A 13,287-nucleotide genomic window follows, 5' to 3' on the forward strand; every position below is an offset into this window, starting at 1 on the left:
CCGCGATGCGGACGACAACAGCTTGCCGCTGAGAGCCTGAACGTTCAAAGGCGCATCTTCCCGATATCGGACTGGCCGAACCGGCAAGGGTCGGCGGCGCGGCGGAAGCTGCCCGAGGTGCGACAAAATGGCAAGGCGGCAATGGTCTTAGGACACCGGCTTTCGTTCGATGCCGTTTGGCAAGCCCTGGCGTTCAGCTTTTGACGGCCAGCCAGATCCAATGCCGTGACCCGGTGCGCTTGCCGACGGCGCGTACCGGGACTTCGTTGACGACGAAGTCGCTGCGCCGCAGCCGCCGAGTGAAGTTTTCGTCCGGCCCGGACGACCACACAGCCAGCACACCACCGCCGCGTAGCGCTGCGCGCGCCGCCGCAAGCCCCTTCGAGTCATAGAGCTGGTCGTTGGCGGGGCGGGACAGACCCTCGGGACCGTTGTCGACATCGAGCAGGATGGCGTCGTAGCGTCCCGCGCCCGTTCGGATCAGTTCGCCGACGTCGCGTTGCAGGATGTTGACGCGGCGATCGCTCAGGCTGTCGCCGAACAGTTCGGCCATCGCGCCGCGCCCCCAGTCGATCACCTCGGGCACCAGCTCGGCGACCTCGATGACGGCGTCATCGCCGAACACCTTCAGCGCGGCGCGCAGCGTGAAGCCCATGCCGAGACCGCCGATCAGGACGCGCGGCCGGGGACGCCCGGCGAGTTTCTGGCAGGCGAGGGTGGCGAGCGCTTCCTCGGAGCCGCCGAGCCGGCTGTTCATCAGCTCGTTGGCATCCAGACGGATGGAGAATTCCTCGCCGCGCCGCATCAGCCGCAATTCGCCGCCACCGGGGATCTGCGCGGTGGCCAACAGTGTCCAGGGAAGCACAGCAATCGCTCTCAGTCGCTGAGGGTGGAGGTGCGCGGCGATCTCAATGAGCGGCCTGCGCGACCTGGGCGGCGGGGGCATTGGCGCGGCGGAAGCGCAGCACCATTCGCGTGCCGGCATGATTGGGGTCGCGCTCGACATCGGCTTCCAGTTTGGCGGCCATTGCGCTGACGATGCGCTGGCCCATGCCGGTCGACTGCGGGTTGGCCTTGACGTTGAGACCGACGCCGTCGTCGGAGATCACCAGTTCGAGGTCATCGCGGTCGGCCTTCAGCTCGACATGGATCGGCCCCTTGCCCTCCGGGTAGGCGTATTTGACCGCGTTCATCACCAGTTCGTTGACGATGATGCCGATCGCCACCGCACGGTCCGGATCGGTTTCGACCGGCTCCGCCGACAGTGTCAGCCGTGACATCCGGTTACCCTCGGCCGAGCGCCGCAGATCTTCCAGCAGGGCCTCGAGGTACTGGTTGAGCATCACGCTCTTGAGATCGTGCGAGGTGTAGAGCCGGCGGTGCACCTGCGCCACCGCGGCGACACGGCCCATCGCGTTGGTCAGCGCCGCCTTGACCTCGTCCTGCTTGCTGGAAGATGCCTGCAGATGCAGCAGCGAGGCGATGATCTGCAGCGAATTGCCGACGCGGTGGTTGACTTCGCGCAGCAGCACTTCGCGTTCGGCGGCGAGGGCGGCGTAGCGGTCGCGCGACGCGCGCACTTCAGCCTCGGCATCGTCGCGGGCCTTGCGCACCATCGCCTGCTTCAGCGCCTGATCGGCGGCGACCTGGAGCAGCGGCACGAACTCGCCCTGTGTGTCCTTCACCAGATAGTCGTCGGCGCCGGCCTTCAGCGCGGTCACCGCGATCTTGGAATCCTGCGAGGCGGTGACGAACACCACCGGCGGCGGGTCGGGAATCGACTGAATCTGCTCCAACGTCTCCAGCCCGTCGAGGCCGGGCATGTACTGGTCGAGCGCGATCACGTCGATGCCGCCCTGGCGCAGCCGTTCCAGCCCGGCTTCGCCGCTCAGCACGTGTTCGACGCAGAAGCCCTGCCGCTGCAGGCCACGCGAGACGAGGCGACCGAGCGCCTCGTCGTCGTCGATATAGAGCAGGGTCGGCTTGGCGTCTGTCATGGAGCGTCGGGTTGCGGGACCTGGATGACCGAGAAGAACAGGCCGAGTTGGCGGATCGCGTTGGCGAAGCTCTCGTAGTTCACCGGCTTGGTGATGTAGACGTTGCAGCCGAGTTCGTAGCAGCGCTTGATCTCGTGCGCGTCGTCGGTTGTCGTCAAGACCACCACCGGGGTCGTCTTGAGATGATCATTTTCCTTGATCCGCCGCAGGATGTCGATGCCGCTGGCATCGGGCAGGTTGAGGTCGAGCAGCACCAGCAGGGCGCGATGCTTGTGTTCGATGCCGGTGCCGTCGCTGCCGAACAGATAATTCAGCGCGGCCGTCCCCGAGGTGAACGGGATGATCTCGTTGTTGACGCCGGAGCGGCGGATATTCCGCTCGATCAGACGGGCATGCCCCTCGTCGTCCTCGATCATGATGATGGTGACAGGGTTACTCATGCGCGCTGTTCCTGACTCTTGTTTGCCGTCCATCGGGCCGGCAGGGTGATGGTGAAGGTCGAGCCTTCGCCGAGTGCGGAAGAAACCGACATGGTGCCGCCCAGCCGCCGCACCAGGGCTCGCACATGGGCGAGCCCGATCCCTTGGCCGGGCCGATCCTGTGTACCGGCGCGGCGAAAAAGATCAAAGATTCTCTGGTGGTCCTTCGGATCAATCCCCCGGCCATTGTCCGCGATCTCGAAGATCACGAAGCCCAGCTTCTGCCGGCCTCGGATCACGATGTCGCCCGGCACGCCATCTTTCAGATATTTCAGGGCGTTATCGATGAGATTGGAGAAAATCTGTTCAAGCGCCAGACGGTCGCTGACGATCTCCGGCAATGGTTCGATCCGGATCTGAGCGTCGGCCTCGGCGGCCTGATGCGCCACGGTGGAGGCGATGTTTTCGATCAACTCTCGGGTGTCGATCCGCACCGGCTGGAACTGGCGGCGCCCTTCGCGGGTGAGATTCAGGATGGCGCTGATCAGGCGGTCCATCTTGCCGATCGAGGATTTGATGAAGCCGAGCGCTTCGGTGAAATCCTCGGAGAGCTGACGGTCGGCCGGCTCCAGTTCCGGCTCGCCGTCGCTGTCGGCATTGGCGGCGCTCTGCTTGCCGGCGACTTCCCGGCTCAGCGTGGCGATGCGGCGGAAGATGTCGCTGCGCAGCTCTTCCAGCTCGCTGGTGAAGCCCATGATGTTGACCAGCGGCGAGCGCAGATCGTGGCTGACGATGTAGGCGAAGCGCTGGATCTCCTCATTGGCCTCGCGCAGGTCGGTGGTCCGCTCCTGGACGGTGGATTCGAGGTTGAGATTGTTCTCACGAAGCTGCGTTTCGGCCTCGTCGCGCGCTCGCGCGGAGCGGCGGACCAGGAAGATCGACATCCCGGCGAGCACCAGCACCAACCCGGAGCCGGTCGTGGTGATGATGGTGGCGAGTGCCTGGCTGCGGTCGGCGGCAGTGGTGCGCTCCGAGAACAGCCGGTTTTCCTCCTGGCGCATCGCGGTCAGCGCGGAAGTCAGGATGTCCATGGCACGGCGGCCATCAATGTCGCGCAGCAACTGCAAGGCGTCATTGATCCGGTCCTGCTGCGCAAGGGCGATGACCTGACGAAACCGTTCGATTCGGGCGGTGGCGGAGGCGATCGCCTCGTCGATGAACGGGACCTGCGCGGTATTGTCGGCGACGAAGTCGCGAAGCCGCTTCAGTCGCGGCACGACATCGGACGCGGCTTCCTCGAATTGAGCAATCAGGTCGTCCTGGCGGGTCAGCACATAGCCGCGTTCGGCGCTTTCTGCGCGGCGGAGCTGCAGTTGCGCCAGCGCGATCTGGTTCTGGACTTCGAGGGTGTGGGCGACCCAGGCGTTGTCCTCGCGCGCCTTCTGCAGCCAGTACACCGACGCGATGCTGATAGCGACCAGCACGGCGAACGACAGCGACAAAAGGGCGATCTGGGCAAAAGAGCGCTTCCGCGCGGATTCAGGCGTCACCGCGCGTCTCCAGCACCTAAGAAACCAACCAAGCCATCCCCCAGGCGTGTCACAAAGCAGAGCTCTAAACGCTTTATAACGCGGGCGAAGGCGTTCGGTTCCCGAGGAACTGAGTTTTATCCTCCATGCTCAGAAGCGAGCCGGCGGATCGCGCGAAGCTATGCCGATGGACGAGGCTGCCGCGTCAACCCTGCGGGACTCCCGAGGCCAGATACTGCTCGAGCCAATGGATATGGTAATCGCCGTCGATGATCGAGGGCTCTCGCACCAGCGCGCGGAACAGAGGCAGTGTGGTTTCAACCCCGTCCACCACCATCTCGTCCAACGCCCGGCGGAGCCGCATCAGGCATTCGCCCCGCGTCTTGCCGTGGACGATCAGCTTACCGACCAGAGAGTCGTAGTAGGGGGGGATCGTATAGCCTTGGAATACCGCTGAATCGATCCGGATGCCGAGGCCCCCCGGCGGATGGTAGCGCGCGATCTTGCCCGGAGACGGGCGGAAGGTCACCGGGTTCTCGGCGTTGACCCGGCACTCGATGGCATGGCCGTTGAGGGTGATCTCATCCTGGGTCACAGGCAGATCGCCGCCGGCGGCGATGCGGATCTGCTCCAGCACAAGATCGATACCGGTGATCATTTCGGTCACCGGATGCTCGACCTGAATGCGGGTGTTCATTTCGATGAAGTAGAACTCGCCATCCTCGTAAAGAAACTCGATCGTGCCGACGCCGAGGTACTGCATGTCCTGCATCGCCTTGGCGCAGATCCCGCCGATCCGGGCGCGCGCCTCGGCGCTGATTACCGGTGAGGGGCTTTCCTCCCACACCTTCTGATGCCGGCGCTGCAGAGAGCAGTCGCGCTCTCCGAGATGGATTGCGCCGCCGCGCCCGTCGCCAAGGATCTGGATCTCGATGTGACGTGGCTTCTGCAGGTACTTTTCCAGATAGACCGAGGCGTCGCCGAACGCTGCTTTGGCTTCGTTACCGGCAGTTGAGATCGCCAGCGCCAGATCGTCGGCGGTGTGGGCGACCTTCATGCCGCGGCCGCCGCCGCCCGCCGCCGCCTTGACCAGCACCGGGAAGCCGATCGCCTGGGCGATCGCCATCGCGTCATCATCCGGGCCGACCGCGCCGTCGGAGCCGGGCACGACTGGGATACCGAGACGTTTGGCGGTCTTCTTGGCCTCGATCTTGTCGCCCATCAGCCGGATGTGTTCGGCCTTGGGGCCGATGAAGTGCAGATTGTGATCGGCGAGGATTTCGGCGAAGCGGGCGTTTTCGGACAGGAAGCCGTAGCCGGGATGCACCGCATCGGCACCGGTGATCTCGCAAGCGGCGAGCAGTGCCGGGACGTTGAGATAGCTGTCCTTGGACGGCGGTGGGCCGATGCATACGCTTTCGTCGGCGAGGCGGACGTGCATGGCGTCGGCGTCGGCGGTGGAGTGGATCGCGACCGTGGCGATGCCCAGCTCCTTGCAGGCGCGCAGCACGCGCAGGGCGATCTCGCCGCGATTAGCTATCAGGATCTTGTCAAACATTGGGGCCGCCAGGTTGAGAGGCCAACAGGAGGCGAATGGGCGAGTGGCGAATGGCGAACAGGTGAGGCGCGGCCTCCGCGCTCATTCGCCACTCGCCAACCGCTACTCGCTATTCAATTACGACCAGCGGTTCGCCGAATTCGACCGGCTGGCCGTCTTCGACGAGGATCTGGGTTACGACGCCGGCCTTCGGCGAGGGGATCTGGTTCATGGTCTTCATCGCCTCGACGATGAACAGGGTCTCGCCGACCGAGACCCGGCTGCCGATGTCGATGAACGGTTTGGCGCCAGGCTCCGGAGCGAAATACACCGTGCCGACCATCGGCGAGGTCACCACGCCTGGATGCTTGGCAAGATCGATCGTCGCCGTTTCGATCGAGGCCGCCGCCACCGCCATGGTGGTCGGTGCCGACGCATAAGCAGCCGGGACCGCCGCAGCGATGCTGACGTTGCGAGCGACGCGCACACGCAGACCCGCCCGTTCGATCTCGATTTCGGTCAGATTGGTCTCGTCCAGCAGCACCGCGAGTTCGCGGATCAGGCTGCTGTCGTCGGTCGCCGGTGCGGTAGTCGGCTCGGCGGCGGGTTTCTCTGCAGGCTGGCGGGCCATGATATGTCGATCCAGATGTCTTGAGTGAACGGGCGGGCGGGGTCAGGCCGTGGCGCTGGTGCCGAGTTTGGCGGCGAGGCCGGCGATGGCCAGCCGGTAACCGTCGATGCCGAAGCCGCACAGGCTGGCGAACGCGGCCTTCGCAATGAAGGAGTGGTGACGGAAGTCCTCACGCGCAAATACGTTGGAAACATGGACTTCCACCGTCGGGATCTGCACGCCGATCAGAGCGTCGTGCAGTGCGATCGAGGTGTGGGTGTAACCCCCGGCGTTGATCACGATGCCTGCCGCCTTGTCGTTGCGCGCCTGATGAATCCAGTCGATCAACTCGCCTTCGCGATTGGATTGCCGGCACACCGCGAGCAGGCCGAAGCCGGCCGCCGTCTCGGTGCACAGTCTCTCGACATCGGCCAGCGTGGCGCGACCGTAGATTTCCGGCTCACGGGTCCCGAGCAGATTCAAGTTCGGGCCGTTCAGCACGTAAATCGTCTGAGCCATCGAAAATTCCGGCAATATTTGCGAATCTGATCCAGCCGAGCGGGGCAAGCCTCCGCAGCGACTGTCGGAATCCGGCGAAACTCACCTGATTGCGGGCGTTATAGGTAACCTCGGGGCTGAGGGGAAGCCTGAACACCTCTCGGCGCGGATGAAATGCCTGATGCTTTGGGCGAGGGGGGATGCCCAACCAGCAGGAATCGTTTGCAATCGGCGGGCTCTGTTCGATCTGCGGTGCGTCGTTGCGCGTTTGGCCGGAAGCTGTATCGGGGCACTTGCTTGTCCGATTCTGCAGTCCCGCGTGGTCGAAAGTTCCGTGCATCGGTGTTCTCGGAGTTTTGTTTTGTCGTGCCGTCACAAACGGACTAGACTTAACAAGGTGAGGATCGGTGCGACCCTGTATTTGCGACCGTGCAAGTGGGGCGCTGTCTCCCGGATCCATCCGCTCGCGGCCCGTCAGCCTGAACCAGCCACGTGAGCGGTTCAGGTGCCTTCGCGCCGCGAGTCTCCAACCGGAGGCGTCATGGCTCGCTACATCGTGCGATTTATGAAGGGCATCCTCGGCGAGAACGGACGTCACGAGGAAATCTGCCAGGGCCTGCTCGAGGTCGACGCCGAGAACAGCGACGGTGCGATTGAACTTGCCAAGCAGCGGTTCTGCGAACAGGAACGGCTGCCGGAATGGTCGCTCCACGCTGACCGTGTCGACGTCGCCGAAACCGAGTTTCCGTCCTAGACCTTGCTGAAATTCGCATCCGAACATGATGAGACGCGGGCGGTTGCCGGACTTTCGGGCACAACTTTGCTCGCCTCCGGGCAGGTGCCGGAAGACCGTCATCTCTGCGTCCGGACAACGCGGGATCGTACGGTTGCGGGTGTAATCTCTACAGTGTAGAAATTGGCGACCGTCAGCGGCTGACAGCGTTGCGAAAGCTGCTGACGGTGTTGTCGCGACACGTTTCGCGATCCTCAATCAGGCTCTTGGCCGGAACGCCGGTCTTCACCCGTCTGCACCATACGCGGACGCGCGTGTCCGAGGGCTCAATCGCGACGCGCGGCTCGGACTGCGAGCGAATTATGAGCGGACTGCTCTCTATTTTTGATTTGTCAGACGAACGCGGCGTGTTGAGAACGTCGATCGCCGTGACCTTCGCGATTTCGTTTCTCGGGATCGGCTTCGGCCTGTTCTCGGGATCGTTCTCGATCGTGTTCGACGGGGTGTATTCCCTGATCGATGCCGGCATGAGCTTGCTGTCGCTGATCGTCGTCAACCTGATCACCTCCTACGCGGTGGCGGATCATCTGTCGCGCAAGCTCAGGGAGCGTTTTTCGTTCGGCCTCTGGCACCTCGAGCCGATGGTGCTCGGGCTGAACGGAACCTTGCTGATCAGTGCGGCGCTCTACGCGCTGGTCACGGCCATCGGCAGCCTGCTGAGCGGCGGGCGTGATCTGGAATTCGGTTCGGCGCTGGTTTACGCAGCCGTGACGGTGATCGCATGCGCGGGAATCGCAGCCGTCGAATGGCGCGCCAATCGCAAGATCGGATCGGAGTTCGTTCGCCTCGACGTGCGCGGCTGGATCATGTCGGCCGGCATCAGCGCCGCGCTGCTGATCGCCTTCATGATCGGTCTGGCGGTGCAGGGGACGTCATGGCAGTGGATTTCGCCCTACATCGATCCGGCGGTTCTGGCGGTGGTGTGTGTGCTCATCATTCCGCTTCCGATCTCGACTGTCCGCCATGCGCTCGCAGACATCTTTCTGGTCACGCCGATCGATCTCAAGAAGCACTTGGACACTGTCGCGACGGCTTTCGTCGAGAAGCACGGCTTCATCTCCTATCGCGCCTATGTGGCGCGTGTCGGCCGCTCGAAGGAGATCGAGCTCTACTTCATCGTTCCCGCCGAGGCACCGGCGCGAACCATCGGCGAGTGGGACGCATTGCGCGACGAGATCGGAGATCTGGTCGGCGACGACGGACCGAACCGCTGGCTGACCGTCGTCTTCACGGGTGATCCTGAATGGGCAGAATGACGTCGACCGCGGATATCAAGCTGCAGATCAAAACGCGTGCGAGCTCCGGGCCGCGTGGTCTTTCGAAGGACACGATCGTCGATACGGCCGTGAGCTTGATGGAGGAGATCGGGGACTCCGCCTTCAGTCTGCGCAAACTCGGCGAGAGGGTGGGCTGCGATCCGATGGCGATCGTCTATCACTTCAAGAGCAAGGACGGGGTGTATCGTGCGATGGCAGACGCCCTGGTGGCGAAGCTGTCGCCGGTCGGCAGCGACCAGCCCTGGCAGGATCGGCTCCGCACCCATGCGCGCGATCATCGCGCACTGGCGCTCCGATATCCTCACACGTTCCCCCTGCTGCAAAGATTCTTCAACACGGGGGTCTCGGACTTTCCGCATATCGAGATGGTGCATCGGGCACTCGCCGATGCCGGTGTGTCCGACGACGAAGCTCCTGCTGTCTGTCTCGCATGGTACGCAAGCGTGATCGGTCTATGTACGGCCGAAATCAGCGGGCTCATAAGGCCGGCGAGCGAGGCCGAAGTAGCAGAAATCGAGGGACTGTCCCCCGCCGAGTTTCCGGTGTTGAGGAAACTGGCGCAATCCTATCTGGCGGTCGAAACCGAGGCTGTGTTCGAGACCGCCAACGAGCTGTTTATCAGAGGCGTGTGCAGCCCCAGGGGGCGTTTGCCTGACCATTAGGTCCGCCTACGCGACAGATATGTCAGGGTCGTGCAGCCGACCACGCGCCGTCCAGCGCCAGCAATAGACGGCTGGACGATTGCGGTCGCCTGTCGATCGCGCTCAGCACTTCTCCTTGCCGCAGCGCGCGGTGTTGATCTTCTGGCGCAGCGTGTCGAGGCCGACCGCGCCGACAACCACCTGCTTGCCGATCACGTAGCTCGGCGTCCCGTTCATTCCCATCGATTCGGCGAGCTTGAAGCTCTCCTCGATGGTGGCGCGTACTTCCGGGCTGTTCATGTCTTTTTCGAGCTTGGCGGGATCGAGGCCGGCTTCCTTGGCGGCTGCCAGAGCGCGCGCCTTGTCGGCCTGACCGCGGCCACTGAGCAGCTTCTGGTGGAAGTCGAGATACTTCTTGCCGCTCGGATCTTGCATCCGCACGGCGATCCCGACCTGCGCGGCCTCGACCGAGGGCGGGCCGAGCACCGGGAATTCCTTCAGCACGACCTTGAGGTTGGGATCGTCCTTCATCAGTTCGAGCATGTCCACCATTGCGCGCTTGCAGTAGCCGCAGTTGTAGTCGAAGAACTCGACCATCGTGACATCGCCGTTCTTGTTGCCCAGCGTGACGCCGCGCGGCGAACTGAAGATCAGGTCCGCGTTGTCCTTGATCGCTTGCTGATGCTTCTCCGCCTGCGCCGCGGCTTGGCGCTTGCCGAGTTCTTCCGAGGCCTCTTCCAGCACTTCGGGGTGCGTCACCAGATACTCTTTGATGATCGTCTCGATCTGGCTGCGCTGCTCGTCGGTGAATTTCTGCGCCGAGGCGACCGCCGGCGCACCGAAGACGGCGAGCGCGAGCAGGGCTGTAGCGAGCGGGCGGAGCGGCGGCATGGGCGGATCCCTTCGGCGGTCAGATCGTGGAAAATTGCGCGGATTCGCAAATTTCATAGCGCTTTTCGTCGGCAAATACGCGGTTTTTGTGGACGCGTCGGCTGGCACGGGCGGCCGGCCTCTTCCGACACAAAGACGCCGGCACCCGGAAAAAACGAATGCCGGCGTCCTTCGGATCGCCCGCTATGTTACTTGATGGTGGTCAGGCGCAGGTAGGGGCGGGGTTCTTCCCAGCCTTGCGGAAACGCCTTGGTGGCGGCGTCGCCCTTCACGGACAGCGGGATGATGACCTTGTCGCCGGGCCGCCAGTCGGCCGGTGCGGCGACGGTGTGCTTGTCGGCGAATTGCAGCGCGTCGATCACGCGCAGGATCTCGTCGAAGTTGCGCCCGACGTTCATCGGGTAGGTCATGGTCAGACGAATCTTCTTGTTCGGATCGATGATGAACACGGAACGGACCGCGGCGGTGTCGCTCTGGTTCGGATGGATCATGTCGTAGAGCTTGGCGACCTTCAGGTCCGGATCGGCGATGATCGGGAATTGCAGGTCGGTCTGCTGGGTGTCGTTGACGTCGGCAATCCACTTCAGGTGCTCGTCCACGGTGTCGGTCGACAACCCGATCGGCTTGACGTTACGCCCAGCGAACGGCTGCGCCAGCTTCGCCGTCTTGCCCATCTCGGTGGTGCAGACCGGCGTGAAATCCGCCGGATGGCTGAAGAAGAAGACCCAGGAATCACCGATGAAATCGTGAAACGAGATCTTGCCCTTGGTGGTGTCGGCGGTGAAATCGGGGGCAATATCGCCGATATGGAGGGACATCGGGGAAGGACTCCTGTGCGTCTGTGAAGTGCTTGAACGCGCCGGCCAACGCCGGGCGTGCGAAGAATGGAGATCCCGTAAATGGGGATTCCGCAGCGCAGGATCAAGGAACTCGCTGCAAAGCACTCGCACAAAAAAGCATCGGGCGGTGCGTGATGCCGCGCACCGCCCGATGGATGTCCTATCGCGACACGACTACGGGCAAGGCATCTCGCGCCCGCCCTTCGCGATGTAGGTGCCGGTCGCAGGATTGTACGAACGGAAGCGCCGCGCGCAGTAGTCCTGCTGCCGTGCGGCTTCGGCCTGGCTGGCCGCGATGGCGCCGCCGACGATTGCCGCACCGATGCCGATGCCGATCGCCGCGCCGGGGCCCGGACCGCCCCAACCGCGCCCGCGCCCACGTCCGCCGCCCCGTCCGCGTCCGCGTCCCCAGCCACGTTGCGCATGAGCCGGTGTCGAGGCCAACGTCATCGCCGCGCCGGTCGTGGCGATCATCCCCAATCCGTACATCGTCAGCAGCGCAACGCTTGCCAGCGCTCGCGTCAGAAACTTGCGGGGCTTTCCGCCCGAGGGCGTCGTCGACTTGGTCATGGATGTCTCTCCCGTGTTGGTGCAGCGATGTTGTTTGCTGGCAAGCGCGGCCCGCAAGACGCGCAGACCGAAGGAGCAGAAAATGAGATCCGGTCGCAGGACTCAGCGAACCGATCGCCGCGCGGGGAGTGTGACAGAGGCAAAGGGGCGGGACAATCCGCCGCGGCGCGACAATCGACCGCGGATTATTTCGCGCCCGGCATTTTCGCTGCGACGATGTCGTCGGCCTTGACCCAGCCCGGAGAGCCGACCGGGAAACGGGTCTTGGCGCGGGCAGCGAGGTCGCGCGCGGTCTTGGCGTCGCCGCGCAAATACGCAGCCTGCGCCGAAGCGAGGTCGGCTTCTGCGTAGTTGCCCTTCTGGCCGTAGGCCATCGCAAGCTGGGTGTAGCCGATCGGGACTTCCGGCTCGCGTCCCAGCGCTCCGCGCAAGATCTGGATTGCTTCGTCGGTGTAGGCCTTGTTGTTGCTGGCGACCAGCGCCTGGCCGAGCAGGATCTGGATCAGCGGCGCACCGCGGGTCATCGCCACCGCCTTGCGCAGCGGAGCGATTGCTTCCGCCGGCTTTCCGCCTTCGAGCAGCGCCTGACCGCGGAGCTCGTAAAAATACGGATTGTTGGGCTGGGCTTGAATCAGGCCGTCGATCTGCGCCTGCGCGGAACGCGGATCGCCGTGCAGATAGCTGGCGATGGCGCGCGCGTAACGGGCCGGCAGGCTGGTGTTCGATGCCGGATAGCGACGGTACACCGTATCCGCCCGCTCCATGAAGCCCGATACCTTGGCGCGCATCATGTCGTGGCGGAATTGCAGCGCCGAATCATCCTTCTTGTCCCAGTATTGGCTGGAGCGTGCCAGTTCGGCGAGCGCAGCGACGCGTTCGGCGGGCATCGGATGCGACTGCGCATACGGATCGGCGCCGCGCGCCGCGAACAGGCTCTCCTTGGTGAAGCGCTGGAAAGTCTCGTACATCCCCCGCGCCGACTGCTGCGTCGCGTTGAGGAACTTGACCGCGGCACGGTCGGCGTTCTCTTCCTGCTGACGCTGATACGACAGCAGATTGCGGCGGATCATCTCCTGCGGCGCCGAGATCGCGGCGGCGCCGATGTTGCCGGCGCCGCTGTTCGGTCCCGCACTGGCCCCGGCCACCATCGCGCCGACGCCGAGCAGCATCGCGACGATCATCTGGGTTTGGGCGTGCGAGATCTGAGTCCGCAGCTTGGAAAGGTGTCCGCCGGCAAGATGGCCGGTTTCGTGCGCCAGGACGCCGATGAGCTGGTTCGGCGTCTCCGATTGCAACAGTGCGCCGTAATTGACGAAGATGCGCTGGCCGTCGGCGACGAAGGCGTTGAACGACGGATCGTTGATGATCGCGACCTGGATGTTCTGCTTCTCCAGTCCCGCGACACGCAGGATCGGCCGGGTGTAATCGCGCAGCAATTGTTCGGTCTCGGTGTCGCGCAGCAGCGGCGGCCCCTTCGGCGTCGGGGCCTGCGCCAGCGTGGGAACCGGCGTGATCGCCAGCGCGAGCGCGGTGAGCCCAGCGATCAGCCGCGAGGCGTGCTTGCGTGCGGACGGACATAGCCGTCCGGCAAAAACTGCAATGTCCTTCAGCATTGGCCGAGCATCGAATTCCGGGTATCTCCTGTGTCGGCCCGGCACCACGGAAGCAGCGCGGCGCGCAGCGGGT

14 protein-coding genes are annotated in these 13,287 nt (G+C 64.1%); 3 read left to right on the forward strand and 11 right to left on the reverse strand.

Annotated features, from left to right (window positions below; all coding sequences use genetic code 11):
• Positions 1-193: 193 nt before the first annotated feature.
• From FLL57_RS07775 to aroQ, 7 genes are all read right to left on the reverse strand, one after another.
• Complete coding sequence (locus FLL57_RS07775) at positions 194-865, reverse strand: spermidine synthase (protein ID WP_142884187.1); 672 nt, start codon at positions 863-865, stop codon at positions 194-196.
• Between the two features lie 43 nt (positions 866-908).
• Complete coding sequence (locus tag FLL57_RS07780) at positions 909-1,997, reverse strand: response regulator (protein ID WP_142882592.1); 1,089 nt, start codon at positions 1,995-1,997, stop codon at positions 909-911.
• On the reverse strand, positions 1,994-2,437 hold the full coding sequence (locus FLL57_RS07785) for a response regulator (RefSeq protein ID WP_013502774.1): 444 nt from the start codon (positions 2,435-2,437) through the stop codon (positions 1,994-1,996). The genes FLL57_RS07780 and FLL57_RS07785 overlap by 4 nt, the downstream gene beginning before the upstream one ends.
• On the reverse strand, positions 2,434-3,966 hold the full coding sequence (locus tag FLL57_RS07790; RefSeq protein WP_142882593.1) for a sensor histidine kinase: 1,533 nt from the start codon (positions 3,964-3,966) through the stop codon (positions 2,434-2,436). Before FLL57_RS07790 ends, FLL57_RS07785 begins: the two co-directional genes overlap by 4 nt.
• Positions 3,967-4,150: 184 nt before the next feature.
• Positions 4,151-5,503, reverse strand: coding sequence for an acetyl-CoA carboxylase biotin carboxylase subunit (accC, locus tag FLL57_RS07795; RefSeq protein WP_142882594.1), 1,353 nt, complete (start codon positions 5,501-5,503; stop codon positions 4,151-4,153).
• A 109-nt stretch (positions 5,504-5,612) separates the two neighbouring features.
• Positions 5,613-6,113: an acetyl-CoA carboxylase biotin carboxyl carrier protein gene (gene accB / locus FLL57_RS07800; RefSeq protein ID WP_013502771.1), complete on the reverse strand. Its 501-nt coding sequence runs from the start codon at positions 6,111-6,113 to the stop codon at positions 5,613-5,615.
• Positions 6,114-6,155: 42 nt separating this feature from the next.
• Positions 6,156-6,611: a type II 3-dehydroquinate dehydratase gene (gene aroQ / locus FLL57_RS07805; RefSeq protein WP_142882595.1), complete on the reverse strand. Its 456-nt coding sequence runs from the start codon at positions 6,609-6,611 to the stop codon at positions 6,156-6,158.
• Between the two features lie 520 nt (positions 6,612-7,131).
• Here aroQ and FLL57_RS07810 point away from each other — a divergent pair.
• The 3 genes from FLL57_RS07810 to FLL57_RS07820 all read left to right on the forward strand — a co-directional run bounded on the left by FLL57_RS07810 (position 7,132) and on the right by FLL57_RS07820 (position 9,322).
• The gene (locus FLL57_RS07810; protein ID WP_013502769.1) at positions 7,132-7,344 is read left to right on the forward strand and encodes a hypothetical protein; all 213 of its coding nucleotides are present in this window, start codon (positions 7,132-7,134) and stop codon (positions 7,342-7,344) included.
• Between the two features lie 341 nt (positions 7,345-7,685).
• A complete protein-coding gene (locus FLL57_RS07815; RefSeq protein ID WP_013502768.1) occupies positions 7,686-8,639 on the forward strand; it encodes a cation diffusion facilitator family transporter in 954 nt (317 codons plus the stop codon).
• Entirely contained in the window at positions 8,636-9,322 is a 687-nt protein-coding gene (locus FLL57_RS07820; protein WP_142882596.1) for a TetR/AcrR family transcriptional regulator C-terminal domain-containing protein, read from the forward strand. The genes FLL57_RS07815 and FLL57_RS07820 overlap by 4 nt, the downstream gene beginning before the upstream one ends.
• 102 nt (positions 9,323-9,424) lie before the next feature.
• Here the strand turns inward: FLL57_RS07820 and FLL57_RS07825 are convergent, their stop codons facing one another.
• The 4 genes from FLL57_RS07825 to FLL57_RS07840 form a co-directional block, all read right to left on the reverse strand.
• Positions 9,425-10,192 carry a DsbA family protein gene (locus FLL57_RS07825; protein WP_142882597.1) on the reverse strand — a complete coding sequence of 256 codons (768 nt, stop codon included), beginning with the start codon at positions 10,190-10,192 and terminating at the stop codon, positions 9,425-9,427.
• A gap of 188 nt (positions 10,193-10,380) precedes the next feature.
• Positions 10,381-11,010 carry a peroxiredoxin gene (locus tag FLL57_RS07830; RefSeq protein WP_013502765.1) on the reverse strand — a complete coding sequence of 210 codons (630 nt, stop codon included), beginning with the start codon at positions 11,008-11,010 and terminating at the stop codon, positions 10,381-10,383.
• Positions 11,011-11,205: 195 nt separating this feature from the next.
• On the reverse strand, positions 11,206-11,601 hold the full coding sequence (locus FLL57_RS07835; RefSeq protein WP_013502764.1) for a BA14K family protein: 396 nt from the start codon (positions 11,599-11,601) through the stop codon (positions 11,206-11,208).
• A gap of 185 nt (positions 11,602-11,786) precedes the next feature.
• Complete coding sequence (locus tag FLL57_RS07840) at positions 11,787-13,214, reverse strand: M48 family metalloprotease (RefSeq protein WP_047309435.1); 1,428 nt, start codon at positions 13,212-13,214, stop codon at positions 11,787-11,789.
• Positions 13,215-13,287: the final 73 nt, after the last annotated feature.

Source organism: Rhodopseudomonas palustris (assembly GCF_007005445.1).
GTDB classification, from domain to species: domain Bacteria; phylum Pseudomonadota; class Alphaproteobacteria; order Rhizobiales; family Xanthobacteraceae; genus Rhodopseudomonas; species Rhodopseudomonas palustris_G.

What these genes read in the sequence shown, in the direction of transcription:
- FLL57_RS07780 (WP_142882592.1), bottom strand. Translation starts at nt 1,997, where the DNA reads ATGACAGACGCCAAGCCGACCCTGCTCTATATCGACGACGACGAGGCG.
- FLL57_RS07785 (WP_013502774.1), bottom strand. Translation starts at nt 2,437, where the DNA reads ATGAGTAACCCTGTCACCATCATCATGATCGAGGACGACGAGGGGCAT.
- accC (WP_142882594.1), bottom strand. Translation starts at nt 5,503, where the DNA reads ATGTTTGACAAGATCCTGATAGCTAATCGCGGCGAGATCGCCCTGCGC.
- accB (WP_013502771.1), bottom strand. Translation starts at nt 6,113, where the DNA reads ATGGCCCGCCAGCCTGCAGAGAAACCCGCCGCCGAGCCGACTACCGCA.
- aroQ (WP_142882595.1), bottom strand. Translation starts at nt 6,611, where the DNA reads ATGGCTCAGACGATTTACGTGCTGAACGGCCCGAACTTGAATCTGCTC.
- FLL57_RS07810 (WP_013502769.1), top strand. Translation starts at nt 7,132, where the DNA reads ATGGCTCGCTACATCGTGCGATTTATGAAGGGCATCCTCGGCGAGAAC.
- FLL57_RS07815 (WP_013502768.1), top strand. Translation starts at nt 7,686, where the DNA reads ATGAGCGGACTGCTCTCTATTTTTGATTTGTCAGACGAACGCGGCGTG.
- FLL57_RS07820 (WP_142882596.1), top strand. Translation starts at nt 8,636, where the DNA reads ATGACGTCGACCGCGGATATCAAGCTGCAGATCAAAACGCGTGCGAGC.
- FLL57_RS07825 (WP_142882597.1), bottom strand. Translation starts at nt 10,192, where the DNA reads ATGCCGCCGCTCCGCCCGCTCGCTACAGCCCTGCTCGCGCTCGCCGTC.
- FLL57_RS07830 (WP_013502765.1), bottom strand. Translation starts at nt 11,010, where the DNA reads ATGTCCCTCCATATCGGCGATATTGCCCCCGATTTCACCGCCGACACC.
- FLL57_RS07835 (WP_013502764.1), bottom strand. Translation starts at nt 11,601, where the DNA reads ATGACCAAGTCGACGACGCCCTCGGGCGGAAAGCCCCGCAAGTTTCTG.
- FLL57_RS07840 (WP_047309435.1), bottom strand. Translation starts at nt 13,214, where the DNA reads ATGCTGAAGGACATTGCAGTTTTTGCCGGACGGCTATGTCCGTCCGCA.